Annotated in this window: 25 protein-coding genes and 1 pseudogene; 18 read left to right on the plus strand and 8 right to left on the minus strand. The window is 62.6% G+C overall.

Annotated features, from left to right (window positions below):
* Positions 1-28 precede the first annotated feature (28 nt).
* Positions 29-189: pseudogene (locus tag AC1RLZ_RS02825) on the minus strand (TRAP transporter large permease subunit); the annotation flags it as partial.
* Positions 190-230: 41 nt separating this feature from the next.
* Positions 231-1,505, minus strand: a complete 1,275-nt coding sequence (locus AC1RLZ_RS02830) for an MFS transporter (RefSeq protein WP_493187372.1) — start codon at positions 1,503-1,505, stop codon at positions 231-233.
* A 202-nt stretch (positions 1,506-1,707) separates the two neighbouring features.
* Here AC1RLZ_RS02830 and AC1RLZ_RS02835 point away from each other — a divergent pair, with 202 nt between their 5' ends.
* Positions 1,708-3,054 (plus strand): Nramp family divalent metal transporter, encoded by a 1,347-nt coding sequence (locus tag AC1RLZ_RS02835; RefSeq protein WP_493187528.1) that lies wholly within the window; start codon positions 1,708-1,710, stop codon positions 3,052-3,054.
* A 348-nt stretch (positions 3,055-3,402) separates the two neighbouring features.
* Here the strand turns inward: AC1RLZ_RS02835 and AC1RLZ_RS02840 are convergent, their stop codons facing one another.
* The 5 genes from AC1RLZ_RS02840 to hemB all read right to left on the minus strand — a co-directional run bounded on the left by AC1RLZ_RS02840 (position 3,403) and on the right by hemB (position 10,265).
* Entirely contained in the window at positions 3,403-4,083 is a 681-nt protein-coding gene (locus tag AC1RLZ_RS02840) for a peroxiredoxin-like family protein (protein WP_371424942.1), read from the minus strand.
* Between the two features lie 19 nt (positions 4,084-4,102).
* A complete protein-coding gene (locus AC1RLZ_RS02845; RefSeq protein ID WP_493187373.1) occupies positions 4,103-7,429 on the minus strand; it encodes an adenylate/guanylate cyclase domain-containing protein in 3,327 nt (1,108 codons plus the stop codon).
* Positions 7,430-7,614: 185 nt separating this feature from the next.
* The gene (locus AC1RLZ_RS02850; RefSeq protein WP_320444493.1) at positions 7,615-8,391 is read right to left on the minus strand and encodes an arginyltransferase; all 777 of its coding nucleotides are present in this window, start codon (positions 8,389-8,391) and stop codon (positions 7,615-7,617) included.
* 90 nt (positions 8,392-8,481) lie between these two features.
* A complete protein-coding gene (locus AC1RLZ_RS02855; protein WP_493187374.1) occupies positions 8,482-9,063 on the minus strand; it encodes an RDD family protein in 582 nt (193 codons plus the stop codon).
* A gap of 143 nt (positions 9,064-9,206) precedes the next feature.
* Positions 9,207-10,265 carry a porphobilinogen synthase gene (gene hemB / locus AC1RLZ_RS02860; RefSeq protein WP_493187375.1) on the minus strand — a complete coding sequence of 353 codons (1,059 nt, stop codon included), beginning with the start codon at positions 10,263-10,265 and terminating at the stop codon, positions 9,207-9,209.
* 230 nt (positions 10,266-10,495) lie between these two features.
* Here hemB and AC1RLZ_RS02865 point away from each other — a divergent pair, with 230 nt between their 5' ends.
* From AC1RLZ_RS02865 to AC1RLZ_RS02890, 6 genes are all read left to right on the plus strand, one after another.
* Positions 10,496-10,990 (plus strand): DUF6163 family protein, encoded by a 495-nt coding sequence (locus AC1RLZ_RS02865; protein ID WP_371424939.1) that lies wholly within the window; start codon positions 10,496-10,498, stop codon positions 10,988-10,990.
* 57 nt (positions 10,991-11,047) lie between these two features.
* Positions 11,048-12,613 (plus strand): AMP-binding protein, encoded by a 1,566-nt coding sequence (locus AC1RLZ_RS02870; RefSeq protein ID WP_493187376.1) that lies wholly within the window; start codon positions 11,048-11,050, stop codon positions 12,611-12,613.
* A gap of 339 nt (positions 12,614-12,952) precedes the next feature.
* Entirely contained in the window at positions 12,953-13,465 is a 513-nt protein-coding gene (ldtR, locus tag AC1RLZ_RS02875) for a transcriptional regulator LdtR (protein ID WP_371424937.1), read from the plus strand.
* Between the two features lie 201 nt (positions 13,466-13,666).
* Positions 13,667-14,023, plus strand: coding sequence for a hypothetical protein (locus AC1RLZ_RS02880; protein WP_493187377.1), 357 nt, complete (start codon positions 13,667-13,669; stop codon positions 14,021-14,023).
* A gap of 209 nt (positions 14,024-14,232) precedes the next feature.
* A complete protein-coding gene (locus tag AC1RLZ_RS02885) occupies positions 14,233-14,463 on the plus strand; it encodes a hypothetical protein (RefSeq protein WP_493187378.1) in 231 nt (76 codons plus the stop codon).
* A 35-nt stretch (positions 14,464-14,498) separates the two neighbouring features.
* Positions 14,499-14,720 (plus strand): hypothetical protein, encoded by a 222-nt coding sequence (locus tag AC1RLZ_RS02890; protein WP_493187379.1) that lies wholly within the window; start codon positions 14,499-14,501, stop codon positions 14,718-14,720.
* Between the two features lie 717 nt (positions 14,721-15,437).
* On the opposite strand, the gene AC1RLZ_RS02895 is transcribed toward AC1RLZ_RS02890, so the two are convergent.
* Positions 15,438-15,806 (minus strand): nuclear transport factor 2 family protein, encoded by a 369-nt coding sequence (locus tag AC1RLZ_RS02895; RefSeq protein WP_493187380.1) that lies wholly within the window; start codon positions 15,804-15,806, stop codon positions 15,438-15,440.
* 237 nt (positions 15,807-16,043) lie between these two features.
* Here AC1RLZ_RS02895 and AC1RLZ_RS02900 point away from each other — a divergent pair, with 237 nt between their 5' ends.
* From AC1RLZ_RS02900 to AC1RLZ_RS02950, 11 genes are all read left to right on the plus strand, one after another.
* Positions 16,044-16,670: a glutathione S-transferase family protein gene (locus AC1RLZ_RS02900; protein ID WP_493187381.1), complete on the plus strand. Its 627-nt coding sequence runs from the start codon at positions 16,044-16,046 to the stop codon at positions 16,668-16,670.
* 54 nt (positions 16,671-16,724) lie between these two features.
* Entirely contained in the window at positions 16,725-16,973 is a 249-nt protein-coding gene (locus AC1RLZ_RS02905) for a BrnT family toxin (protein WP_493187382.1), read from the plus strand.
* Positions 16,974-16,993: 20 nt separating this feature from the next.
* Positions 16,994-17,278 (plus strand): BrnA antitoxin family protein, encoded by a 285-nt coding sequence (locus AC1RLZ_RS02910; RefSeq protein ID WP_493187383.1) that lies wholly within the window; start codon positions 16,994-16,996, stop codon positions 17,276-17,278.
* A 202-nt stretch (positions 17,279-17,480) separates the two neighbouring features.
* Positions 17,481-18,782 carry a serine hydroxymethyltransferase gene (gene glyA, locus AC1RLZ_RS02915; RefSeq protein ID WP_371424200.1) on the plus strand — a complete coding sequence of 434 codons (1,302 nt, stop codon included), beginning with the start codon at positions 17,481-17,483 and terminating at the stop codon, positions 18,780-18,782.
* 182 nt (positions 18,783-18,964) lie between these two features.
* Entirely contained in the window at positions 18,965-19,441 is a 477-nt protein-coding gene (nrdR, locus tag AC1RLZ_RS02920) for a transcriptional regulator NrdR (protein ID WP_371424199.1), read from the plus strand.
* Positions 19,438-20,598 (plus strand): bifunctional diaminohydroxyphosphoribosylaminopyrimidine deaminase/5-amino-6-(5-phosphoribosylamino)uracil reductase RibD, encoded by a 1,161-nt coding sequence (gene ribD / locus AC1RLZ_RS02925; protein ID WP_493187384.1) that lies wholly within the window; start codon positions 19,438-19,440, stop codon positions 20,596-20,598. The genes nrdR and ribD overlap by 4 nt, the downstream gene beginning before the upstream one ends.
* Before the next feature lie 151 nt (positions 20,599-20,749).
* Complete coding sequence (locus AC1RLZ_RS02930; protein ID WP_493187385.1) at positions 20,750-21,361, plus strand: riboflavin synthase; 612 nt, start codon at positions 20,750-20,752, stop codon at positions 21,359-21,361.
* 91 nt (positions 21,362-21,452) lie between these two features.
* Positions 21,453-21,944: a 6,7-dimethyl-8-ribityllumazine synthase gene (gene ribH / locus AC1RLZ_RS02935; RefSeq protein ID WP_371424196.1), complete on the plus strand. Its 492-nt coding sequence runs from the start codon at positions 21,453-21,455 to the stop codon at positions 21,942-21,944.
* A gap of 3 nt (positions 21,945-21,947) precedes the next feature.
* The gene (nusB, locus tag AC1RLZ_RS02940) at positions 21,948-22,451 is read left to right on the plus strand and encodes a transcription antitermination factor NusB (RefSeq protein WP_493187386.1); all 504 of its coding nucleotides are present in this window, start codon (positions 21,948-21,950) and stop codon (positions 22,449-22,451) included.
* A gap of 178 nt (positions 22,452-22,629) precedes the next feature.
* Positions 22,630-23,613: a thiamine-phosphate kinase gene (gene thiL, locus AC1RLZ_RS02945; RefSeq protein ID WP_493187387.1), complete on the plus strand. Its 984-nt coding sequence runs from the start codon at positions 22,630-22,632 to the stop codon at positions 23,611-23,613.
* A 412-nt stretch (positions 23,614-24,025) separates the two neighbouring features.
* Positions 24,026-26,146, plus strand: coding sequence for a sodium-translocating pyrophosphatase (locus AC1RLZ_RS02950; protein WP_493187388.1), 2,121 nt, complete (start codon positions 24,026-24,028; stop codon positions 26,144-26,146).
* Positions 26,147-26,259 lie beyond the last annotated feature (113 nt).

A 26,259-nucleotide genomic window follows, 5' to 3' on the forward strand; every position in this document is an offset into this window, starting at 1 on the left:
GGTATTCTGGGACGATATGGTGCCGCCGCCCCCGGAGGATCGGGTCTATGCCGAAATGTTCCAGCATCGGCAGGAAGATCGGCACGAAGATCACGATGATCTCGGTCCATTCCAGCGGCCAGCCGAGGATGAAGATGATCGCCGCAACAGGATCATGAACTGGACCGGCGTCAGGTTCAGCGACAGCACCCGGCTCATGTATGAGTCCCGGAAGTGAACTACATGACCAGCTAACCGGCTGTCGGTTGGGGCGCTCGCGGCAATGTTGCGGCAGTATCGCCGACCATGTCCGGCTGCCTTTCCAAAGCCACTGCAGGCGAGGTCAGGATCACCACAGCCTGCCAGGCAAAACCGGCGACCGCGAGATAGAGGCAGGCCTCCGCGTGATAGAGCCCGCCGATAACGGCCGCGATGCCGGTTCCGATCGGACGGGCGCCATAACTCAAAATGTTGATGGCCGACACGCGTCCGAGCAGGCTGGGCGGCGTTACCGATTGCCGCAACGTCGCGGTGGAGATCACCCACAGGATCGGGCCGACGCCGAGCAGGAAGAAGCTCACGCCCGCCAAAGCCGGAGAAGGGATCCATGTGGTCAGTGCCATCACGACGGAGGCGACGAAGCCGGTGACGGGGCCAAGCGCGATCACGGTGCCGAACGGCAACCGCTTCATCACACGGGTGGCCAGCAGTGCGCCGATCACCATGCCGACGCCATACATCGCGAGTGTCATGCCGACGCCCGACGCGGAGAGGCCGAGATGGCGAACGGCATAGGGCACGAACACTGCCAGCACCATGAAGGACGCGGCACTGAAGATGAATTGCGTGATGAAGACCGGCCGCAAATATTGATGATGTGCGACGAAGGACAGACCTTCGGCGATGTCCTGCATCGGATTGCGTCGCTGTACTGTCGTCCGCGTGGGCTCATGGATGCCCGATAGCAAGGCGACAGCGATGATCGACAGTGCTGCGGCAAAGCCAAAGGCGGGCGCGGCGCCGACGAAACCGACGAGCGCGCCGCCGATGGCAGGACCACTCGCAAAGGCCACGGTGCGCGCGAGTTCGATCCGCGCATTCGCAGCGCCCAGCAATTGTGGCACGACCAGCGACGGCACCAGCGACGGCGCGGCGACGCTATAGACCACGGTACCGCACACCGCGACGAAGCCGAGCAAAGCGAGCAGCGGCATCGTCAGCGCGCCGAACCAGATCAGTGCCAGCGTCAACAGCAGCGAGACAGCGCGCAGCGCCTCGGCTCCGGCCATCAAGATGCGGCGCGACATGCGGTCGGCGAGCAGGCCGGCGGGAATGGCGAACAGCACGAAGGGCAGGGTCAGCGCGGTCTGCAGCAATCCTGTCTGGCCTTCGCCGACGCCGAGCAGCAGCACGGCGACGATGGGCGCCGCAGCCAGCGCGATCTGCTCCGCTGACTGCGCCGCGAGGTTCGACCAGGCGAGGCGGTTGAAGGTCGGGGGCAGTCGGTCGGTGGACGCGTGGGTCATGGCGATTCCTGTCTGTGACAGCCACCATGGTGTCCGGACGAGCACACAGCCACCCGATTGCCGAGAGCGCGCCGTGACAGGCAGGGCCCACCAACCAACTAGATGCAGTTGCAAATGAGTTGCAACAAGGGAGGGATTGCTCTATGCAGCTCTGATGGATGCACTTTCGCCGAAAACCTCGCCCGATTCGTCAACGTCTCCAATGCCCGGCAGCGTTCCAGACGCGGCCGGTTGGCGCTCCGGCCTTGGCGGGGATTTCCGGCGCAGCCTTTCGGAGGTCAATTCGTCGATCCCGGTTCCGATCGGCGGCCACTGGTTTCGCCGGCTGCTGGCATTCGCGGGACCGGGTTACATGGTCTCGGTCGGCTATATGGACCCCGGCAACTGGGCGACCGATCTCGCAGGTGGCTCGAAATTCGGCTACACGCTGCTCTCGGTGATCCTGCTGTCGAACGTGATGGCGATCCTGCTGCAGGCATTGGCCGCGCGTCTGGGCATCGTCACCGACCGCGACCTGGCGCAGGCCTGCCGCGACAGCTTTTCCCGGCCGGTCAACATCTTGCTGTGGCTGGCCTGCGAGACGGCGATCATCGCCTGCGATCTGGCGGAAGTGATCGGTACCGCGATTGCGCTGCAGCTGCTGTTCGGTATTCCGCTGATTGGGGGCGCGCTCATCACTGCGCTGGATGCCTTTCTGCTGCTGTTGCTGATGAACAAGGGTTTTCGTTTTCTCGAAGCTTTCGTGATCGCGCTGCTCATCGTCATCGCGGTCTGTTTCACGGTTCAGATTGTCGCTGCGGCGCCGCCCGTGGCTGCCGTGTTGAGCGGCTTCCTGCCGTCCACCGCGATCGTGACCAATCCCGAAATGCTCTACATTGCGATCGGCATTATCGGCGCAACCGTGATGCCGCATAACCTCTATCTGCATTCATCGATCGTGCAGACCCGTGACTATCCGCGCACCGATGCAGGCCGCCGCGACGCGATCAAGTGGGCGACGGCGGACAGCACCATCGCGCTGATGCTCGCGCTGTTCATCAATGCGGCGATCCTCATCGTCGCCGCGGCGTCCTTCCATACGTCAGGTCATGCCGATGTGGCCGAGATCGGTCAGGCTTACGAGTTGTTGTCGCCGTTGCTCGGTCTCGGCATCGCATCGACGCTTTTCGCGATCGCACTGCTGGCATCCGGTCTCAACTCGACGGTAACGGCAACGCTGGCCGGCCAGATCGTGATGGAGGGCTTTCTCCGGCTGCGTCTGCCGAACTGGGCGCGCCGGCTCGTGACTCGCGGCGTCGCGATTGTCCCGGTCGTGGTCGTCACCGCGCTCTATGGTGAACGCGGCACCGGACAACTCCTCGTCTTCAGTCAGGTCATCCTGTCGATGCAGCTGCCATTTGCGATCATCCCGTTGGTGCGGTTTGTCTCGGATCGGCGAAAGATGGGTGACTTCGTAATCTCGCGGTCGGTCGCCACGGCGGCATGGATCATCGCTGGCATCATCGTGCTTCTGAACTGCAAGCTGCTTTACGATTCCCTTTTCGGCTGAAGCCTTGAAATTTAAGGCAGCTGCAGATGATGCCACCAGACTTTGGTGAAGGGGACTGGCCTTTGTGGCTATGTGCGACGTAATCCTGCCGCGCTGGATTTCGCGATCTCCCGCGTGAGCTCGATGACAGTCCGGCATGCCAGCGTCAGGCTTCCGTGACGCGACATCGCCTGAGCAATGTGGCGCGTGACGGCCGAATCGACCGATTTCGACGATTGCAGACGGCACATCCTTCGATGCCGCGGCAACTGCATAGGGTCCCAGCAAAGCGTAGATGCTTCCTTCGGCGACAATATGCGTTTGCAGGCTGAGTGAATCGGCCTCCAAGGCGACGTTGAGCGAAATGCCTTAGCCTGCAACCTCGGAAGCCGCCGACATCAGCTCTCGCGGAGTGGGAGCCCCGAACATGCGATGGCCACCCTCAGGAACTTCGGTAAAGCTCCAACGTACGATGCCCTCCCGGTCAAGCAGGAATTGGCCAAAGAGCTGACCCTGGCCAGTTGCCAGCATGTGCTCGTCGGCTTCGGTTATTTCGTAGCCGTCCTTCGTGTTGAGAAGATCGGCCGCCGCCATCGGGTTCATCGGCTCGGGCAGTTCGCCCGGCATGTCCATCCGCATGCTCATCACGGCGTTCATACCCAGCTTGCGCGGCCATTCGGTTTCGCTCTCCGTGAACTCGAGATTGGGCAAGCCGAACGCGCGGTGCGAGACGCGCTCGGGGTCGGACGCGGCGAGCAGATTGGGCAAGGGATGATACCGGAAATAGAGCCGCGCACGGTCGATAGGCGTGTTGACCACCACGAGACTCTCGACGCCTTTCTCGCGCAGGGCCGGGTCAAGTTGCGCCTGGGCCGCGAGATGGCGCCGGCAGAACGGGCAGTGCAGACCTCGAAACAAGCCGACCAGTACTGGGCTGTGGCCGCGAAAGTCATCAAGCGCGATCTTGCCGTCACGTGTGATTGCATCCAGCACAATGTTCGGTGCGCGGTCGCCCGGGTGGAGTAACCCATCGACATGATGCTCAGACATGGTCAACCTCCTCTACTTGCTAATCAAGAAATGGCAGTACGACCAGCGCTTCGGGATTAAGCCCGTGCCGGGCGCAGACATCGTGCGCCAGAGCAAAATACCGCTCGGCCTCAGGCATGTCGCCTCGATCGAGGTTCAGCGTCGCGAGACCATCATAGCATGGAAAGAGCTGCTGGGGCTCGCCCGTTTCCTGCGCCACCTCAATTGCTTCATTGTAGCAGCGGGCGGCGAGTTCCGGCTGGCCATGGCATTGATGAATTTGCCCGAGCACAATCAATGGCACAGCGAGATGTTCGCGCTGATCAAGCGAGCGGTCGAGTTCGATCGCCTTTTCGGCCGCCGGCACGCCTTCGTCGGCACACCTGTCCGTGAAGGTGCAACAGGCGACAGCGAGATTGACAAGGAGACGCGCCTGAAAACCGAGATCGCCGATCCGGCGGGCGACATCAAGACCGCGCCGGCATACTTCCATGGCTTGCGCCGGATCGACCATCGTGTAGAGCACGCCAAGATTGGTGTAGCCGCGGCAGGCTGCGCTGAGAAGGCCAGCGGCTTCGGCAACTGCGACGCTTCGCTCCACTTCGCGAACGGCCTCCTGGCTTCGGCCCAGCCGCGCCAATGCAACCCCCTTGGTATTAAGCGCCTCCGCGGTGGCGCGAGCCGCTTCCAGTCCGGCCTGCTTGTCTACCTCCGGCGGCACGGATTGAGCGTAGCCAAGCGCATCGTCTGCCCATCTAGCGGCCGCAGCATGATCGCCGATGCGAAACGCGAGGTGGCCGCGCTCCTGTAACAGGTGCGCCCACTCGATCGGCGCGTCCGTTCCTTCGAGCAACGCAGCCGCCTCGGCGTAATGCGCCTCCGCCCCGTTTCGTTTGCCGGCGTCCCACATCAAACGGCCAAGCTTGCGAAGTATCCGCGCTCCGGCGGCGCGGTCCCCGGCCGCGCGGTGGGCCTCCAATACCGTCTGGTAATGTTCGTCGGCCGTGTCACGCCGGCCCGCCGCTCCACACAGGTCGGCAATTCGTTCGTATAGCACAAGCCGTTCCGGTCCTTGATCGCCAGCGGTCAACAAGACGGCGAGGGCCTGCTGATAGAGGCGGATGGCGTCGTCGTTGGCATAGATCGCGCGCGCGCGATCGCCGGCCGCGCTCAGGTAATGTGCACCCTTCGGCTTGCTCGCACTGAGGCTGAAATGATGTCCCAGTAGGGAGAGGTCTTCGAGCCGCTCCGGATCATCTCCGCACAGCCGCTCCAGGGCAGCACCGATCCGCCCATGCATCTCAATGCGCCGTTGCAGAAGGAGGTTTTGGTAGATCACATCCTGAAGCATGGTTTGCGTGAAACGATACGATTGCAGCGAAATCGAGTTTGCGCCCGCGATCTCCTCGATGATCTCGGCGTCGCATAGCAGTTCAAGCCCTGCCTCTACTTTCGCCGGGTCGGTCGCTGTGGCGCCGAGAAGGGCCGCATCAAAGCGCGGCCCGATGACCGCTGCCTCCTGAGCCAACCTGCGCACGCCGTGTGGCAGTCGGTCCACTCGTGCGAGCAGCAGCGCCTGAATGCTCGCCGGGATGTCAGCGGCCGCTTCATCTGACTTGATCTGCCAATGCGAGCCGTCACGTTCCAAAATGCCAGCTTCGATGAGACCGCGTATGATTTCTTCAACGAACAGCGGATTTCCGCTTGCGCGTTCAAGAATTCGATTGAACAGATTGCCGGATGATCCATTCCAACCGTCACCGAAGAATGCCGCGAGCAGCTTTTGTGCGTCGGCGATGCCAAGGGGTACCAGCCGCAGTGTTGTATGGCTAATTCGACTTGAGTCGAGCTGATCCATTTCAAGTGTCGGCCGGTGTGTGAACAATAGCATCAGCCGCCCGCGCTCCAGCCGATCCATCACGAACCGCAGCGCCTCAAGCGATACGGCGTCGGCCCAGTGCAGGTCCTCGACAATGATCAGGAGGGGCGATAGGGCCAGACGTCGTTCGAAGACGGTGCGGATCGCGAAAAAAATCTGCCGTCGAAGCTGTTCCGGTTCAACGTGCTGCAGGGCGTCGTCGGGGTCGCAGAGACCAAGAACATAAAAATAGAGGGGCATCAGCCGCTCGACCTCTTCGGTCGCCATGCCCAGCCCCGACAACGCTTCGGCTAGCTTGGCTTGCGTCTCTGCCGCCGAAGCCTTGTGCGCGATGCCGTAGGCGCTACGCAGCACTGCGGCAAGGGTACCGTAGGATTGCTCGCCCAGCGGCGAACAAGCGGCCCGCCGGATCGCCACGCCTGCGAAGCGATCCTCATCGCGAGCGCGGGTAACGAATTCATCCACCAGGCGCGATTTTCCGATGCCGGCTTCGCCAATCAGCCGCATCAGCTGGGCAGCTCCGCCACACGCCAGATCAAGGCACCCCATCATACGGGCCATCTCCGCGTCGCGCCCGATCAGCGGCGCGCTCAGGCCCAGTATCTCAAGTCCGCGTGCCGCACGCGGTGTCTCGAGCGGCCCCCTCAGACGATGGACCAGGACGCTGCCTGTCTTGCCGCGCAGCGCAACGTCGCCGAGCGATTCATACGAGAATGCATGCCGGGTGAGGCGGTAGGTCAGCGGTCCCACCAGCACGTCACCCGGGGGGGCCATCGACTGCAAGCGTTGAGCGGTATTCACCGTGTCGCCGGTCACTGAATAGGATTTGGCAACGCCTGCGCCCAATCCACCCGCAACCACGTGCCCGGTGTTGATTCCGACATGAAGCATGAGCGGCAAACCGGCAGATATCTTCGAGCGTTCGCTCAAGCACGCCGTGCGCTTGATCATGTCGAGGGCCGCGCGGAGCGCCCGCTCAGGGTCGTCCTCGTGCGCGGCCGGCGCACCAAACAGAGCGAGTAGCGCATCGCCGATGAATTTGTCTACGAAGCCGCCGAAATTTTGCACCGCTGCGGTCAGTTCCTCGAATAATTCGTTCTGAAACGCCTGCACGACTTCCGGGTCGAGCCGTTCGCTCATCGTGGTGAAGCCGCTGAGGTCGGCAAACAGCACCGTGATGGTGCGGCGGTTAGCTTCGCTGTCGACCTTATGGAGCGTCCGCCGGGGTGCGCGCTCGGGCTCGACAAGCATCAGCGCCGGTGAACGGGCGCCAGTCGCGACCGTCGCCGGAATTGTTGGCGATGACGGCTCCCGCTGGTTGCCGGCCTTGGGGGTGTGATCGACGCGGGCGCCGCATTTCGGGCAATACGCAAAATCCGGTGCGCACGCGTAGCCGCAACTGGGGCATGGGTCCGGCTGCTTCGCGCCGCATTTTGGGCAGAACGCAAAGCCGCTCTGAACCTCGAAACCGCAACATGAGCAGTTCATGGATCAAGACCCCGCGGAAGCCGCGATGGCACGATCTAATCCTGGACCTCGTCGAACAGGCCCTGGATCCTTGGTAACAATGGGCTTGTGGCGCCGGAAGAGCAAGCCATGGCTGCGGCCCTGCCAGCGCGCATGCGCGACCGCGGTCGCGGATGATGCCGAAGACGGATCGTCAGCCGGACCAGCTAATCCTGCGGCTCGGGCATCGTCTCGCCCGTCGCGTCCACGCGCAACCATCCTGATGGCGCAAGCCGCTGCTGCGGCAGATAGCGGCCCTTGTAGTCCATCTTCTTGGAGCCTTCGATCCAGTAGCCGAGATAGACGTAAGGCAATCCCAGCCGGCGTGCGCGGGCGATGTGGTCGAGGATCATGAAGGTGCCGAGCGAGCGGCTTTCCTCGCCGGGCTCGAAGAACGAATAGACCATCGACAGCCCATCGCTCAGTACATCGGTCAGCGCGACCGCGAGCAGGTCTTCGCCGCGTCCGGTGATGCCTGTGTCGGGACCGCGGCGGCGATATTCGATGATGCGGGTTTCGACGTGGCTGTCTTCGACCATCATGGCGTAGTCGAGCACGGTCATGTCGGCCATGCCGCCGTGACGATGACGCTGATCGAGATAGGCGCGGAACACCGAATACTGCTCCGACGTCGGGACCGCATTGCGCTGCTCGCCGATCACGTCGGCATTGCGCGCCATGATCTTGCGGAAGTTGCGCGACGGCTTGAACTCGTTGGCGATGACGCGGACGGAGACGCAGGCGCGGCACTGGTCGCAGGCCGGGCGGTAGGCGATCGACTGGCTGCGGCGGAAGCCGCCATGGGTGAGCAGGTCGTTGAGATCACCGGCCTTGTCGCCGACCAGATGGGTGAAAACTTTCCGTTCGTGCCGGCCCGGCAGATAGGGGCACGGCGACGGGGCCGTCAGGTAGAATTGCGGAGTGTCGCGGGAGTGCTGGGTCACGGGTTGCCGTCGGTCTCCGAAGCAGTTTGATGTAACATCGCGCCGACCGGGCAAACGGTCAATCGCTTTGCCCGGCCGAGTTGGCGGTTGTTAGTAGGCGCGGCCGGGCGGCTGGGCGTAAGCGGCGCGGACCACGGAATTGTTCACCACCACGGTTCCCAGAACGAGGTCGTGCAGCAACTGACGGCGGCCATTGAGCAGGCCGACCACCAGCACCAGCGGCGTGAGCAGCGACACCGAGGCCCAGAAAAGCACGGCATGCGCCGCGCCGAGCACGAAGTAGCCTGGCGTGCCGCTGAAGGTGCGCATCTGCAGATCCATCATCCGCATGCCGACGGTGGCGGAGTGCGGACCGCCCAGCGACATGCCGTAATAGACGACCGGCCAGATCACCGTCGCCGGCGAGATCAGCCAGAACAGGGCCCAGCCAAGGCCAAGGGTGACGACACCGAATACCGCGATGAAGATCACTGCGAGTACGATCGGAATCGACAGCACCACGAGATCGATCAGGAAGGCGACAACGCGCCGCATCAGCACGCCGCGGAACAAATCGGGCTGCGCATAGGGATCGAAGGCATGGACGCGCGGCGGCGTGCCGGCACTGCGCCAAGTGTCACCCTGCCAGCTTCCGTTGTTGGGGCCGCCGGCATTCGGGCCGGTATCAGACATGACGCATCCCTCCGTTTGCATCCTCACGATCCATCACATGGATATCACCGGACCGCGCAACAAGTGCGCGGAATCGTTACAGGCCGTCCATGATCTAAATCAGGCGAGGATATAAATCAGGCAAGAGCCGAGCGCGGATGCGCTCAGCGGGATGCCTTGATGCGTTCCGCAGCGTGCGGTGCGAAATAGGTGAGCACGCCGTCGGCGCCGGCGCGCTTGAAGCCGAGCAGGCTTTCCATGATGGCGCGGTCGCCGTCGATCCAGCCGTTATTGGCGGCGGCCATGATCATCGCGTATTCGCCGGACACCTGATAGGCGAAGGTCGGAACCGCAAACGTATCCTTCACGCGGCGGATAATGTCGAGATAAGGCATGCCGGGCTTGACCATGACCATGTCCGCGCCTTCGGCGAGATCGAGTTCGACCTCGCGGATCGCCTCGTCGGAATTGGCGCTGTCCATCTGATAGGTACGCTTGTCGCCGGTCAGCGTCTTGGCCGAGCCGATGGCGTCGCGGAACGGGCCGTAGAAGGCCGAGGCATATTTCGCGGCATAGGCCATGATCTGCACGTCGAGGAATCCGGCGTCGTCCAGCGCCTCGCGGATCGCGCCGACACGGCCGTCCATCATGTCCGATGGCGCAATGATATCGCAGCCGGCTTCGGCCTGGACCAGCGCCTGCTGGACCAGCACGGCGACGGTCTCGTCGTTGAGGATCTTGCCGTTCTGGATCAGCCCGTCATGGCCGTGGCTGGTGAACGGATCCAGTGCCACGTCACAGAGCACGCCGAGATCCGGGAATTCCTTCTTGATGGCGCGCACGGACTGGCAAACCAGATTGTTGGCGTTGCAGGCCTCGGTGCCCATCTCGTCGCGCAGCGACGGGTCTGTATAGGGGAATAGCGCGATGCAGGGGATCTCCAGCTTCATGGCGCGCTCGGCATCGCGCACTGCCTGATCGACGCTGAGGCGCTCCACACCGGGCATGGAGGCGATCGGCGCACGCTGGTTGTCGCCGTCGATCACAAAGAGCGGCCAGATCAGGTCGTCGGCGGTCAGCACGTTCTCGCGAACGAGGCGCCGGGCCCATTCGGACTTGCGGTTACGGCGGGGGCGGGTGGTCAGGCCGAGGGAAGGGGCGTCATAAGCGGCCGGGCGGGGGGCATCGCGCAATTCGATAGGACGCCCGAACTTGATTGCCATAATACCGTCTCTCCCGCGGGCCTTCGTGAGGTCGAAAGCCCCTTAAATTCGACCTGTTCCGAGTCTAGCACTTTGACATCGCCGCGTCACCGCGATCATGCACGTTCTGCGCGCATGAGGTGATGGGCTGGGTCATTGATTTTGCAGGCCCGAAGGCCCACAAAAAGCCCCCATGAATCATCCAGGTCATCGTTTGAGCTTTCAGGTCCAATTTACGAGATTGCATTCGCATGTCTGAGCAGATGCCGCGCGACCTTGGTTCAAGAGAGCTGGGGTCGAGAGACCCTACGTCGCGGGACCATGCCATGTCGGTTGCGGCGATCTCGTCCGGGCGCATCGAATCCGACGAAAACATCTGGACCCGGCGTCTGGTCCTGTTCCTGCGCGTGATGGCCGTCGTCTCGATGATGCAGGGCCTCTATCACTGGGCGCAGGTCACCGGCTTTGTCGGCACCGAGGATGATGCGTTTGAGGTCCAGACCATGGCCTGGCAGACCGCCACGGTCTATTTCGCCGTCATCGAACTGGTCAGCGCCGTCGGACTCTGGCTCGCCACGCCGTGGGGCGCCGTCGTCTGGCTGACGACCGTGGTGTCCATGGCGGTTATCGAGCTGATGTTTCCGACCATCTATGGCGGCAACCTGCTGATCGTCGGTATCCAGGCTGCGTTTCTCGCAGGCTACCTTGCGCTGGCATGGATGGCGGCGCGCGAACGGCCGCCATAGGCTGCGATCATCAAGGCAGAGGCCTCGCAGAAGGCCGTGCCAATCAGGGAGGATATCTTGAACCAGCTCTATTCCGGCGGCACCGCCGGCAGCCTCATCGTCAGCGCCATCGCCCGCTATGGTGATCAGCCCGCGCTCGCGGACGGCAATATCCGCTGGAGCTATCGCGAATTCGGCGATGTGGTCGCGCGTTTCATCAGCCTGTTCCGCAGCCTTGGCCTCAACAAGGGCGATGCGCTGTCCATTCTCTCCGGCAACCGCGCCGAGAGCTGGGCTGCGATTTGCGCCGCCACCGTGATGGGCCTGCGCTACACGCCGCTGCATCCGATGGCCGCGGAGGACGATCACGCCTTCATTCTCGAAGACGCCGAGATCTCCGCGCTGATCGTGGAGGCCGGCAAATTCGCCGCGCGGGGCCTCACGCTGCGCAGCCGCGTGCCGGGCCTGAAACACTTGCTGTCCTTCGGCGCGCTCGATGGCGCGCGCGATCTGCTGGCCGAACTGCCCAATGCGACGCCGGCGCCGCTGGTCGACGAGAGCAGTGTCGGCGATATCTGCTGGCTGGCTTATACCGGCGGCACCACGGGTCGTTCCAAGGGCGTGATGCTGCCGCATCGCGTGATCGTGGCGATGGCGCTGGCGATCTATGCGGATTGGGACTGGCCGGCCGATATCCGCTATCTCGCGGCGACGCCCATCAGCCACGCCGCCGGCATCACGCTGTTTCCGGTGATGCTGCGCGGCGGCTTCGCGCGGCTGGTGCAGGGCTTCGAGGCGGAGACCTATTGCCGCGTGGTGCATGAGGAGAAGATCACCGCGACCTTCCTGGTGCCGACGCTGATCTATGCGCTGATCGACGCGCCGGATCTGCGCGCCAAATACGACATGTCGTCATTGCAGATGATCGTCTATGGCGCGGCACCGATGTCGCCGGACCGGCTGCGCGAGGGCGTCGGCATCTTCGGCCAAGTGTTCGTGCAGCTCTACGGCCAGACCGAAGCGCCGCAGATCATCACCACGATGCGCAAGATCGATCACGACGACAGCAAGCCGGGCCGCCTCGGTTCCTGCGGCCGCGCCAATCCGATGGTTGAGGTGAAACTGTTCGACGCCGAGATGCGCGAAGTGGCGACTGGGGAACCCGGCGAGATCTGCGTGCGCGGCTCGCTGGTGATGGACGGTTACTGGAAACGGCCCGATGCCACCGAAGAAGCGTTTCGCGGCGGCTGGCTGCACACCGGCGATGTCGCCGTAAAGGATGCAGACGGCTTCTTCTATATCGTCGACCGCACCAAGGACATGATCATCTCCGGCGGTTTCAACATCTATCCGCGCGAAGTCGAGGATGCATTGATGGCGCATCATGCGGTGGCGTCCGCCGCGGTGATCGGAATTCCCGACGCGAAGTGGGGCGAGGCAGTGAAAGCCTTCGTCGTGCTCAAAGCCGGCGCGAATAACTCCGCCGAGGAACTGCAGGCGTATGTGAAAGACAAGCGCGGCGCGCCGTGGTCGCCGAAGACCATCGATTTCGTCAGTGAGATCCCAGTGACGGGGCTCGGCAAGATCGATCGCAAGGCTTTGCGCGCGCCATATTGGGAAGGGCGAACGCGCGGAGTTGCGTAAAATTGTCGAATTAATTTTCGGGGCGTTGGCGGTAAGACTTCGGTCACCCTAACGCCCCGGTTACGAGTCTTACGCGAGTGTTTCGAATTTTACGCAAGCTGTTTCGCTATGCGACAGATCGGGCGGACAAAGCTGGAACATGGGCTTTGCAGCGTGAATCAAACCTTGCGAAAAGCCCTTTATTCACCGGCTTAATATGAGATTCACTCTCGCAAATTCATGATCTCTTTATTGTCTTATTTAAGCGGTTCTTCAAACGCTCCCCCTTAAGTTGGCCCTATCAGGCGGAACACAAGTTTCGTCGAATAAGTCGATAAAAACGACAACAGGGGTAGTGTCATGATCAAGACCGTTGCGACGGTGGAAAGCGTCGATCTCGTTCCAGGCCAGGCGCCGGTTCAGCCGCTTTATCTGGAAGCTTTGACGCTGGTGGAACGGCTGCACCGCCGTCTGCTCGACGTCATCAAGGATGAATTCGATCGCCGCGGCCGTGCTGATATCAATTCGGTGCAGGCGCTGCTGCTCTACAATATCGGCGACAAGGAATTGACCGCCGGCGAGCTGCGCACCCGCGGTTACTATCTCGGCTCCAACGTGTCCTATAACCTGAAGAAGCTTGTCGAACTCGGCTTCCTCGATCATCAGCGCTCGCGCGTCGATCGTCGTTCGGTTCGCATTCGTCTGACGGCGCAGGGCCAGGAAATTCGCCACATCGTCGACGCGCTCTATCAGAAGCACGTCAAGACGGTCGAGCAGGTCGGCGGCATCTCCAACGAGGAATTCGCGACCCTCAACAAGTCGCTGCATCGCCTCGAGCGCTTCTGGACCGACCAGATCCTGTATCGTCTCTGAGACTTTCGACCTCCAAGTCGCCGAACCATTGCCGACGGATTGCCCTCCGAAAGCACATCGAAATGCGCGCAAGACGCATGCGACACTGAAATTGATCAAGGCGCCCTCGCAGGGCGCCTTTTTCTTTGGCCTCATGCCCATCCTGCGCTTGCTGAACGAAAACGCCTCCAAGACAGACCAAGCGATATTGGAGATGATTTCATGAAGCGGTTCCTGATCTTTTTGCTCTTCTTTCCTGCCGTTGCCACTGCCTCGTTCTACGCGGTGCTGTACATCCTGACGGGCGCAGCGATGGATAGCGGTACAGGGCCGGTAGTCATGTATCTCGTCCTTATTGCGCCGGGGCTCTTGGTCGCTGTGCTCGACTGGCTGATTGCCAGGACGTCCATGCCTGCGGTCATGACGACGACACTTCTTGCCTACGGTCTATCGGTGTTGGCGATGGCCTTGCTTCTCGGGTCCAGTAAACAGATCGTGGCACTCGGCCTCATCGGTGCAATTCCGGCCGCGATATGTTCATGGCTGTCAAATAAGCCCAGGGACAGCATGCATGCGTGAGCGATTCACCGCTCGTGCCAAGCCTTGACGGGTTTCGCGGAGTTTATCATCGGCTGCGCTTCGCGCGACCTGTTGACGCTCCCCATCCTGCGCTTGCTTGTCGTCGGAGAGCGTAGAGCTACGTGATGCCTTCTCGCGAAATTTCCGTCTTCTTTCGATGGAACCAGTTCCAGTCTCGCGGCTTATCGCTTCGTCAGAAGGGGCAAGCCATGCTGGTCGAACGCGGTCTGAAAGTGATGAATGTCGAGGTGGTGGGCGAAGCCTATGCCATTGCTTCGAACTACCTGCGCAAGTCCGGCGCGATGCCCGATACCTATCTCACCAACGATCGGCTGCTCGAAATCATCGTCCGGATGTTTCACCGCGGTGAGGGCAACAAACTCCGCCTTGCGAACAAGGCCATCACACAGTTCCAGGCTGCACGGCCGGAAGCCGAGTAGCCGGTTTTCTGGTGTCCAATGGGGAAAACGACGACATGCAGACTGCCATCGATCGCATCATGCACACCTATGACATGATGGCGAGCCGGACCCAGGCGGCATCGGATGAAGCCCGCACCAAAGTCACCGATTACATAAAGTCGCTGTTCGATGGCGGCGAAACCGATCCGCATCGCCTGACGGTATGCGGCTTGACCTATCTGCGTGAGCTCGATGGCAACAACGATCCGGTGAAGGCCGGATTTACCGGGCTGTAGTTTCGTCGTCCGCCGGCCCCCGCGGCGCTTCGCTTGGAGGAGAATACTTCTCGCGCCGGCGCGTCGCTTCAGATTCAGATATCAAACAGCCACGCCTCCGCAGTCTCGCGGCTCAATGAGCCCGAGGTGTTCGGATAGTCTCCCCTCAAACGATGAGGGGTGGCAGCGCGCCATGAGGCGCAAAGGGTGGTTTCTGTCGCGATCCGCTCCGCCGGAACGCCGGCAAGCTGCAACCGCGCAACGCCTCACGGCGCGCCACACCGCAGACAAGTTTACGCAGTCTGCGACTGCTATGGGCGATTTCTGTCCCCGGGACCGTTCTTCCGGGCAAAGGGCAGAGCTCCGCACTCCGCTTATCCCGGCGGTTTCCCGCCGTTCACCAATGCCACGTCCAGCCAGCATGAGTGGCAGACCCCCGTAGTGGGGCCGGACGGTGACCCAGGACCTCCCGAGTGCGCAGGGTACGTCGCCCCACGCCCGCAGGCGCCGCATCCTGTCCCACTTCAAGACGCCTCTAGAAGCGCCCCTCGCGAACCGGACGAACGGAAGATAATCCTTGTGGGCATATTGTCGATAGTTGATAGGAAAAAATATTTGGCGGATGTGTCGGTCCGCCGTTGTCATGTTTGGCGCGACAGGGAATGACGAGCGGGAGGCAATGCGCTCATCGCATGTAGGCTCATCGAAGCACTGTCATCGCGGTTCTGCGGCCTCGAACTATCGCTCGACAAGATGCGCGCGCGAGACTGCAGGTTCAAACCGATCGGCGAAATACTGCGTTTCGTTGGCCACCCGTCCGTCGTGGAACTCCATGATGCTCACCGCATAGGATGGTATGCCGTCATAGGTCAGGATGAATTCGGTGACCCATAATTCGCCGCTGCCGATAATCCGCCGAACGGTAAAATGTTTCTCGTTCGGCTGGACAAGTCGGCTCATCTGAATGTTGCGCCGACCGCGGATGCGTTCCCCCGATTGGGGATAATAAAGCATCGCATCCTCATGGTAGATATCATGTTCGATATTTAAATCGTTCGCGTCCGATGCAGTCCAGTGACGCTCCAGGGCGGCCCGTACATCGTCCATCTCAACCTCCTGCGACAAACCTCAGGTTGGCGGCCTGGTCTGGTGCAGAGGGGACGGAGAGCCGAACCTCTCCACAACGACAGTCAGTCGCCTTTCCGGCAAACTAGCATGGAAAAGCTCCCGAAGATTTTCTTGTTCGCTGTATGATCGCAATCGATGGGGTTTCCGAGCGATCATCCTCGGGGAATGCTCTCACGCCGACGGTCTACAGATCGGGCCAGGGACAAGGAAACGCCGATGCTCACGCTCCATCATCTCAACGACTCGCGCTCGCAGCGGATCATCTGGCTGCTGGAGGAGCTCGGCACACCCTATGATCTGAAAACCTATCAGCGCGATGCGCAGACGCGGCTGGCGCCGCCGGAACTGGAAGCGGTGCATCCGCTCGGCAAGTCGCCTGTGATCGTCGATGGCGACGTGACCATCGCGGAATCCGCAGCGGTTGTCGATTACATCATCCGCCGCTACGGCCGCGGCGCGATGCGGCCGGCGGAGGGCAGCGCGGAGTACGAGGCCTATCTCGAATGGCTGCATTACGCCGAGGGTTCGGCGATGTTGCCGCTGATGCTCAATCTCTACGTGTCCCGCCTGAAGGAGGCCGGGGCGCCGCTGCAGCCGCGGATCGACAGCGAGATGGCCCGGCATCTTGGTTATGCCGACCGTGCCCTGAAAGGCCGCGCGTTCTTCGTCGGTGACAGCCTGACCGGCGCAGACATCCAGATGAGCTTCGTGGCCGAGGTCGCCGGCAGTTTCAACCGGCTGGCGGCCTATCCCGATCTGGCCGCCTGGATCGGCCGGATGCATGCCCGCCCGGCATTCCAGCGCAGCGTGGAGAGGGGCGGGGCATACCGGCTGGCGAAATAGGTGCGGAGCGCTTCGGACGTTGACCGATGATTATAATGTAGCTACATTATAATCGTGAAAATCCTCTGGGACGAGCCGAAGCGTCTTGCCAACCTAGACAGGCACGGGTTGGATTTCGCCGATCTCGATGAGGCCTTTTTCGAAACCGCTCTGGTTCTGCCGTCACGGGTGAAAGCCAATCGTTGGATTGGCATCGGCCGGAATATCCGCGGCGGCATTGTGGTGGTGTTCGTGGTTCTCGGAAAAGAGGCCTTGGGCGTGATTAGCATGTGTCCCGTCAGTAAGCATGCGTCCCGCCAGTAAGAATGAGAGGAGGCTCTACAATGACCGTTAAAAAGCGGGTTTATGGCGTTAAAGATATGCGCGAGGTCAGCGACACCCCGGAATTGACGCGGGAAGATTTTGCGAAGGCCAGGCCATTTGCGGAGACTTTTCCCGGTCTGGCCAAGTCGATCCGCAAAGGCCGTGGCCCCAACAAGTCACCCACCAAAACGCTCGTCTCGCTGCGGCTCAGTGCGGATGTCCTGACCCATTTCAAGTCCAAAGGACCGGGCTGGCAATCGAGGATCGACGAGGTTCTGCGCAAGGCCGCAGGCGTCAAACGATAGGGCCGCATGTCGTTTTTACTTGGCCATAGGCCCGATCGGCATGTGCAATCGCCGCATTTGCGCGGCTGCCTAAATATCGCGCCTCGAGCCGCAAAACCTTGGCCTTGCCAGCCAGATATGGTATCCGGAGCACCGTTTCCTGATCGCCACTCGTGACCGTCCGTACGCTGAATGAAGGCCGCGGCGGTGGAGATATTTCCCTATGACCACTTCGGCCCAAACCGGCTCCGCGCCCGACTCGTTCTTCTCCGCCACGCTTGCCCAGGCCGATCCCGAGATTGCCGACGCGATCAAGGGTGAACTCGGTCGCCAGCGTCACGAGATCGAGCTGATCGCTTCGGAAAACATCGTCAGCCGCGCCGTGATGGAAGCGCAGGGCTCGGTGATGACCAACAAATATGCCGAGGGCTATCCAGGCGCGCGCTACTATGGCGGCTGCGAATTCGTCGATATTGCCGAGAACCTCGCCATCGAACGCGCCAAGAAGCTGTTCGGTGCCGGCTTCGCCAACGTGCAGCCGAACTCGGGCAGCCAGATGAACCAGGCGGTATTCCTGGCGCTGCTGCAGCCCGGCGACACCTTCATGGGTCTGGATCTCGCGGCCGGTGGTCACCTGACCCATGGCTCGCCCGTCAACATGTCCGGCAAGTGGTTCAAGCCGGCGCATTACACCGTGCGCAAGGAGGACCAGATCCTCGACATGGATGCGATCGCCAAGCAGGCGGAAGAGGTGAAGCCGAAGCTGATCATCGCCGGCGGCTCGGCCTATTCGCGGTCGTGGGACTTCAAGCGCTTCCGCGAGATCGCCGACAGCGTCGGCGCCTATCTCCTCGTCGACATGGCCCACTTTGCTGGCCTCGTCGCCGGCGGCGTCCATGCCTCGCCGGTGCCGCATGCCCATGTCACCACGACGACCACACACAAGTCGCTGCGTGGTCCGCGCGGCGGCCTGATCCTCACCAATGACGAGGCGCTGCACAAGAAGCTGAACTCTGCGATCTTCCCGGGCTTGCAGGGCGGTCCCTTGATGCATGTGATTGCGGCCAAGGCCGTGGCCTTCAAGGAAGCGCTGCAGCCGGACTTCAAGGTCTATGCCAAGAACGTCGTCGAAAACGCCAAGGCGCTGGCCGAGACGCTGCGCGCACAGGGCTTCGACATTGTCTCGGGCGGCACCGATAACCACCTGATGCTCGTCGATCTCCGGCCGAAGGGCCTGAAGGGCAACGTGTCGGAGAAGGCGCTGGTGCGCGCCGGCATCACCTGCAACAAGAACGGCGTGCCGTTCGATCCCGAAAAGCCGTGGATCACCTCGGGCATCCGTCTTGGCACGCCTGCCGCGACCACGCGTGGTTTCGGCATTGCCGAATTCAAGGCGACCGGCGAGATGATCGCCGAAGTGCTGAGCGCGGTGGCGCAATCCGGCGACGGCAGCGCGCCGCTGGTGGAAGCGGCCGTGAAGGATAAGGTCAAGGCGCTGACGGATCGTTTCCCGATCTATCAGTAAGGAAAGTCGTAGGATGGGCAGAGCGCAGCGAAACCCATCATTCCGTGGTTGCTGCAAGCTCGGCTGATGGGTTTCGCTTCGGCGCTTCGCGCCTCTGCTCTACCCATCCTGCATGCTGACGACGAGAAGGCCTGCGCGGTCAGAAGGTCGCGCAGTAACGAGTGTCTGGAAGGTTGTCGGGAATGCGCTGTCCGAACTGCAATAGCCTCGATACGCAGGTGAAGGACTCGCGTCCCGCGGAAGATTCCGCCGTGATCCGCAGGCGGCGCGTGTGCGTCGCCTGTAACTTCCGCTTCACCACCTTCGAGCGCGTGCAACTGCGCGAACTCACGGTGATCAAGCGCAACGGCCGCCGCGTGCCGTTCGATCGCGACAAGCTGGTGCGCTCGCTCTCGATCAGCCTGCGCAAGCGCCCGGTCGATCCCGAGCGCGTCGAGACCATGGTCTCGGCCATCGTGCGCGAGCTGGAAAGTGGCGGCGAGGCGGAGATTTCGTCGGAGACCATCGGCGAGATCGTGATGGAGCATCTGCGCGGACTCGACGACGTCGCCTATGTGCGCTTCGCCTCGGTCTATCGCAACTTCCGCGAGGCCAAGGATTTCGAGGCGGTGCTCGGCGAACTGCATGACGACGAGCGACCGGTGGTGGTCCGAAAATGATCTTCCGGATCCTGGAAGATCAATACGCGCAGAAATCTGCTGACGCCAAAGCGACCGATCTGCGCTTCATGCAGCTGGCGCTGACGCTCGGCCGGCGCGGGCAGGGGCGGACCTGGCCCAATCCTGCCGTCGGTGCGGTCATCGTCAAGGATGGCGTGATTCTCGGCCGTGGCTGGACCCAGCCCGGTGGCCGCCCCCATGCCGAGCCTGTCGCGCTGGCACAAGCCGGCGAAGCCGCACGCGGCGCTACGCTCTATGTGACGCTGGAGCCGTGCTCGCATTTCGGCAAGTCGCCGCCTTGTGCCGATGCGATCGTCGCAGCGGGCATCGCGCGCGTCGTTGCGGCGATCGAGGATCCCAATCCGGAGGTCGCAGGCCAGGGGCATGCGCGGCTGCGTGCCGCCGGCATCAGGGTCGATGTCGGACTCTGCGCCGAACAGGCCGCACGCGATCATGCCGGGCATTTCCGCCGTATCCGCGACAAGCGCCCGCATGTCGTGTTGAAGCTTGCGGTCTCGCCGGACGACAAGATCGCGGCAGCCGGTCACAAGCCTGTCGCCGTCACCGGCGAGATGGTGCGGTCGCGCGTGCATCTCTTGCGCGCGCAATGCGACGCCGTGCTGGTTGGCATGGGCACCGTGATCGCTGATGATCCCGAACTCACATGTCGCTTGCCCGGCATGGCGAAGCGCTCGCCGGTGCGCGTGGTGCTGGATCGCGCACTGCGCATTTCGGGCGACAGCAAGCTCGTGCATTCCGCGCGCACGACACCGCTCTGGGTGATGACATCGAGCCTGTCGGAAGCGCCCGCCGCGATGGCGCTGGGCGCCGCAGGCGCACAGGTGCTGCGCGTGCCGGTGACGACAGCGCCGCCGCCGGGGCTGGATTTGCCAGCCGTGCTGCAGTGCCTGTCGGAGAAGGGCATTACGAAGCTGCTGGTCGAAGGCGGATCGAAAGTGGCGTCGTCGTTCGTGGCGGCGGGGCTGGTGGACGAAGTCTGGCTGTTTCGCGGAGCGAAAGAAATTGGCGACGATGGCATCGCCGCGCTGGATGCATTGCCGCTATCGGCGATCACCGCGTCGCCGGATTTCGTGCAGCGTGCTAGCGAGACAATCGAGAACGACACTTTGACGATTTATGAGAGAAGCACCATTTAGCTAAGCCCCTCATGGTGAGGAGGCGCTTTTTCAGCGCCGTCTCGAACCATGAGATCGCTGGGCTCGATATTTGCCGCCATCCTTCGAGACGCGACCAAGTGGTCGCTCCTCAGGATGAGGGCGGAGTGATTTGGTAGGAAAGAGACCGAACATGTTCACCGGCATTGTCACCGATATCGGCGTGATCGAGAGCCTGACGCAAGTGGCGCAGGGCCAGCTGCACCGGCTGCGCATTCTCTGTGACTACGACCAGACCACCATCGCCGATGGCGCCTCGATCGCCTGCAACGGCGTCTGCCTCACGGTGGTCGGCTCCGGCGTGGCCAATGGCAAGACCTGGTTCGACGTGGACGCTGCCGCCGAGACGCTGGGCATGACCACGGCGAAGCACTGGAAGCTCGGCACCCGGCTCAATCTCGAGCGTGCGCTGAAGATCGGCGACGAACTCGGTGGCCATATCGTCGCCGGCCATGCCGACGGTATCGCCACCATCGTGTCGCGTGAGAACCTGCCGGACATGGCGCGGATCACCTTCCGTACCACGCGCGAACTCGCCCGGTTCATCGCCGCCAAGGGCTCCATCACGCTGGATGGCGTGTCGCTGACGGTGAATACCGTCGATGACGTCCAGTTCGCCGTGCTGATCATCCCGCACACGCTGAGTGTCACCACGCTGGGCACCACGTGGCATGAAGGCAGTGAGGTCAATATCGAGGTCGACCTGATGGCGCGCTATGCGGCGCGGCTTTCGGAAATGAAGTAATCCGGAGCTCTATCAGCCCTTGGCATATGGCGCCGCTGCGCCTAAAACCCTGCGCAATCAATCAATTTTCGCAATTTTCGATGGAATACCGATGGCAGACGCGCGACGCGCTCATTTGCAGGACCAGACCGACATCACGGGCGCACGCGTCCTGATCGTCGAGGCGCGGTTCTATGACGACATTCAGGATGCGCTGCTGGAAGGCGCGATCGTCGAGCTGAAGGCAGCCGGCGTCAGTTACGACGTGTTGACGGTGCCGGGCGCGCTGGAAATTCCCTCGACCATCGCGATTGCGGTGGATGCTGCTGCGAAAAGCGGCAAGCCTTATGAAGCGGCAATCGCGCTTGGCTGCGTGGTGCGTGGCGAGACGTTCCATTTCGAGATCGTCTCGATGGAGTCCTCGCGCGGACTGATGGATCTGTCCGTCGACCTGCGGCTGCCCCTCGGCAACGGGATCATCACGGTGGATACCGACGAGCAGGCCTGGGCGCGCGCGCGCGCCGGCGAACTGAACAAGGGCGGGGATGCCGCCCGCGCTGCGCTGTCCGTGCTGCGCCTCAAGCGCCGTCTGGCGAAGGCCTGAGTGATGGCTGACAAGAAAGCCGACTTCAAGAAGCCCGTGCCCAAAGGCGATCGCAAGGCCAACCGCCGCGGTGCCGCGCGTCTTGCCGCCGTGCAGGCGCTGTATCAGATGGATGTGGGCGGCTCCGGCATCAACGACGTCTTCGCCGAGTTCGAGAGCTTCTGGCTCGGCAGCGAGATCGAGGGCGACCAGTATCTTCCCGCCGAAGAGGCGTTCTTCCGCGACATCGTGTCCGGCGTGGTGCGCGATCAGAACAAGCTCGATCCGCTGATCGACGACGCTCTCTCCAGGGGCTGGCCACTGCAGCGCATCGAGGCGATCCTGCGCGCGGTGATGCGCGCCGGTGCTTATGAGCTGGAACATCGCAAGGACATTCCGGGCCGTGTCGTGGTGTCGGAATATGTCGACGTCGCGCATGCCTTCGTCGAAGGCGACGAGACCGGCATGGTCAATGCGGTGCTCGACCAGATCGCCCGGCAGTTTCGCGCGGAAGAGTTTTCGCGCTAGCATCAGCCGTCATCGCGAGGAGGCGCGTAGGATGGGCAGAGCGCAGCGAAACCCATCACTTTCCCGCCGCGTGGTCGATGGGTTTCGCTCCGGCGCGGTGCGCCTCGCTCTACCCATCCTACGCACCATGCGCTCTTGCTCAACCCGGCGATGACTGACTGAGGTGGAGACGTTGAGCATGACCTCCGGCGAAGACACCCTGATCTTCAGCTACTTCAAGCCGCTCGCGACTGATCCCGGCGCGTTCGGGCTGACCGACGACTCCGCAGTGCTGAAGGCTGACGGCGAGGATATCGTCGTCAATACCGACGCCATTGTCGAAGGCGTGCATTTTCTCCCCGACGATCCCCCCGACACCGTCGCACGCAAGGCACTGCGGGTGAACCTCTCGGACCTCGCCGCCAAGGGCGCGACGCCGGCCGGCTTCGTGCTGACCCTGGCGCTGCGGGCGCATGATGAGGCATGGCTCACCGAATTCGCGCGTGGACTGGGCGAAGACATTGCGACATTCGGATGCGCGCTGCTTGGCGGCGATACTGTCTCGACGCCGGGACCGCTGATGGTTTCCGTGACTGCGTTCGGCCGCGTGCCGGAGGGACGCATGGTCCGACGCCAGGGAGCAGCGGTCGGTGACCGCGTGATCGTGAGTGGCACGATCGGCGATGCCGCGCTCGGCCTTGGGGCGCTGAAGGGCGGCGCGGTCGCGACGGCGCTGGCTGATGACAGCAAGGCGCGTGACGCGCTCGTGACGCGCTATCGCGTTCCGCAGCCGCGCAACGCGCTGGCTTTGGCGGTGCGCGATTTCGCGACGGCATCGATGGATGTCTCCGACGGATTGGCCGGCGATCTCGCCAAGCTGTGTGCCGTGTCCGGTGTGTCGGCCGTCATCGATGCATCGGCCATTCCGCTGTCGGCTTCGGCCAAGGTGCTTCTGGATCGCGGCGTGGTTGGTCTCGAAACCCTCGTCGCCGGCGGCGACGACTACGAAATCCTCTGCACCATTGCCGAGAATCATATGCCTGCCTTCGCGCAGGCTGTACAGCAAACGGGCGTGCCGGTCACTGTCATCGGGACGATTGTTGCAGGTGCGTCGCCGCCGCGCCTTGTCGACCAGGCGGGCAGGGACATCGTCTTGAAGCGCCTGTCCTACAGCCACTTCTGACTAGCCTCACCGTTCCTGCAAGCGCGGAGCTAACCTCTCCCCGCATCTTGCGCGGGGAGAGGTCGCCGCGTCTTCGCGGCGGGTGAGGGGCGGGGCAAGAGGGGGCGGCGAACGCGGACTATCGGTTCCGAAGGTGGCGATCCGACACTGCCGCGTTTGGAGAGCGGCTATTGCCATGCCCCTCACCCGACCCGGCTTCGCTGCGCTACGCCGGATCGACCTCTCCCCGCGCAGAGCGGGGAGAGGTTAAGAGCTCCTCCAAAAATCCTGCATTAGCCCTTTGGCAGCGTTGCACGCAGGTACCGATTTTGCCATGCTCGTCAAACGAGAGGCCGTCCTCACGTGCTGGGCAGGCCTCCTTTTTATGCGCCAAATAACAAGGCGCCGGGCAGGAAGGACTGAGGCAGATTCCATGACAGCATTGTGGGTGATCGTGCTCTGCGGGGCACTGTCGATCGTTTACGCGATCTGGGCGACGAGTTCTGTGTTGAAGGCCGATGCGGGTAACGCACGGATGCAGGAAATTGCAGAGGCCGTGCGGGAGGGCGCACAGGCCTATCTGAAGCGACAATATCTCACCATCGGCATCGTCGGCGTCGTGATCTTTGCGCTGCTGGCCTACTTCCTCGGCACGCTGGTCGCATTCGGCTTTCTGATCGGCGCCGTGCTGTCGGGTGCAGCCGGCTTCATCGGCATGAACGTGTCGGTGCGGGCCAATGTCCGCACCGCGCAGGCGGCGACCATCTCGCTGGCCGGCGGCCTCGAACTCGCCTTCAAGGCCGGTGCCATCACCGGCATGCTGGTGGCGGGTCTGGCGCTGCTCGGCGTCACCATCTACTTCGCCTATCTCACGCACTTCCTGGGCCTCGCGGCCAACAGCCGCACCGTGATCGATGCGCTGGTGGCGCTCGGCTTCGGCGCGTCGCTGATCTCGATCTTCGCGCGTCTTGGCGGCGGCATCTTCACCAAGGGGGCTGACGTCGGCGGCGATCTCGTCGGCAAGGTCGAAGCCGGTATTCCCGAAGACGATCCGCGCAACCCGGCGACGATCGCCGACAATGTGGGCGACAATGTCGGCGACTGCGCCGGCATGGCCGCCGACTTGTTCGAGACCTATGCGGTGACCGCGGTCGCCACCATGGTGCTGGCCGCGATCTTCTTCGCGAGCTCGCCATTGCTGGTCAACATGATGACGCTGCCGCTCGCCATTGGCGGCATCTGCATCCTGACCTCGATTGCCGGCACGTTCTTCGTCAAGCTCGGTGCCAGCCAGTCGATCATGGGGGCGCTGTACAAGGGCCTGATCGCCACCGGCGTGTTGTCACTGTTCGGCGTTGCCGCCGTGATCTACTGGCTGATCGGTTTCGGTCCGCTGGCCGGCGTGAAATATACGGGTCTGGCGCTGTTCGAATGCGGCGTCGCCGGCCTCGTCGTCACGGCACTGATCATCGTGATCACCGAATACTACACCGGCACCGACTATCGGCCGGTGAAGTCCATCGCGCAGTCGTCGGTCACCGGCCACGGCACCAATGTGATCCAGGGTCTGGCGATCTCGATGGAGGCGACGGCGGGTCCGGCGATCGTCATCATCGCCGGCATTCTCGTCACCTACAGCCTCGCGGGTCTGTTCGGTATCGCGATTGCCACCACGACGATGCTGGCGCTGGCCGGCATGATCGTGGCGCTCGACGCCTTCGGTCCGGTCACCGACAATGCCGGCGGCATTGCCGAAATGGCCGGTCTGCCAAAGGAAGTCCGCAAGGCCACCGACGCGCTCGACGCTGTCGGCAATACCACCAAGGCCGTTACCAAGGGTTATGCCATCGGCTCGGCGGGTCTCGGCGCACTGGTGCTGTTCGCGGCCTACAATGAAGATCTCAAATTCTTCATCGCCAATGCCGCGAAGTATCCCTACTTCCAGGGCGTGCTGCCGGACTTCTCGCTGAACAATCCCTATGTGGTGGTCGGTCTGCTGTTCGGCGGTCTGCTGCCATACCTGTTCGGTGCGATGGGCATGACGGCCGTGGGCCGTGCGGCCTCGGCCATCGTCGAGGAAGTGCGTCGTCAGTTCCGTGAGAAGCCGGGCATCATGCAGGGCACCGACAAGCCGGATTACGGCCGCGCGGTGGATCTGCTGACCAAGGCCGCGATCAAGGAAATGATCATCCCGTCGCTGCTGCCGGTGCTGTCGCCGATCGTCGTGTACTTCATCATCTACGCCATTGCCGGGGGCGGCGCCGTCGGCAAGTCGGCGGCATTCTCGGCGGTCGGCGCGATGCTGCTCGGCGTGATCGTCACGGGTCTGTTCGTGGCGATCTCGATGACCTCGGGCGGCGGCGCCTGGGACAATGCCAAGAAGTATATCGAGGACGGCCATTTCGGCGGCAAGGGCTCCGACGCCCATAAAGCCGCGGTGACCGGTGACACTGTCGGCGATCCCTACAAGGACACGGCGGGCCCTGCGGTGAATCCGATGATCAAGATCACCAATATCGTGGCGCTGTTGCTGCTGGCGATCCTGGCGCATTGAAGGGCGCAGGATGGGCAGAGCGCAGGCGCGGAGCGCCGGAGCGAAACCCATCCTCGCTTTTGTCTAGCTCTGATGGGTTTCGCTTCGCTCTACCCATCCTACAATCGCATCAT

This window comes from Tardiphaga sp. GW822-FHT04G09, from assembly GCF_058800725.1.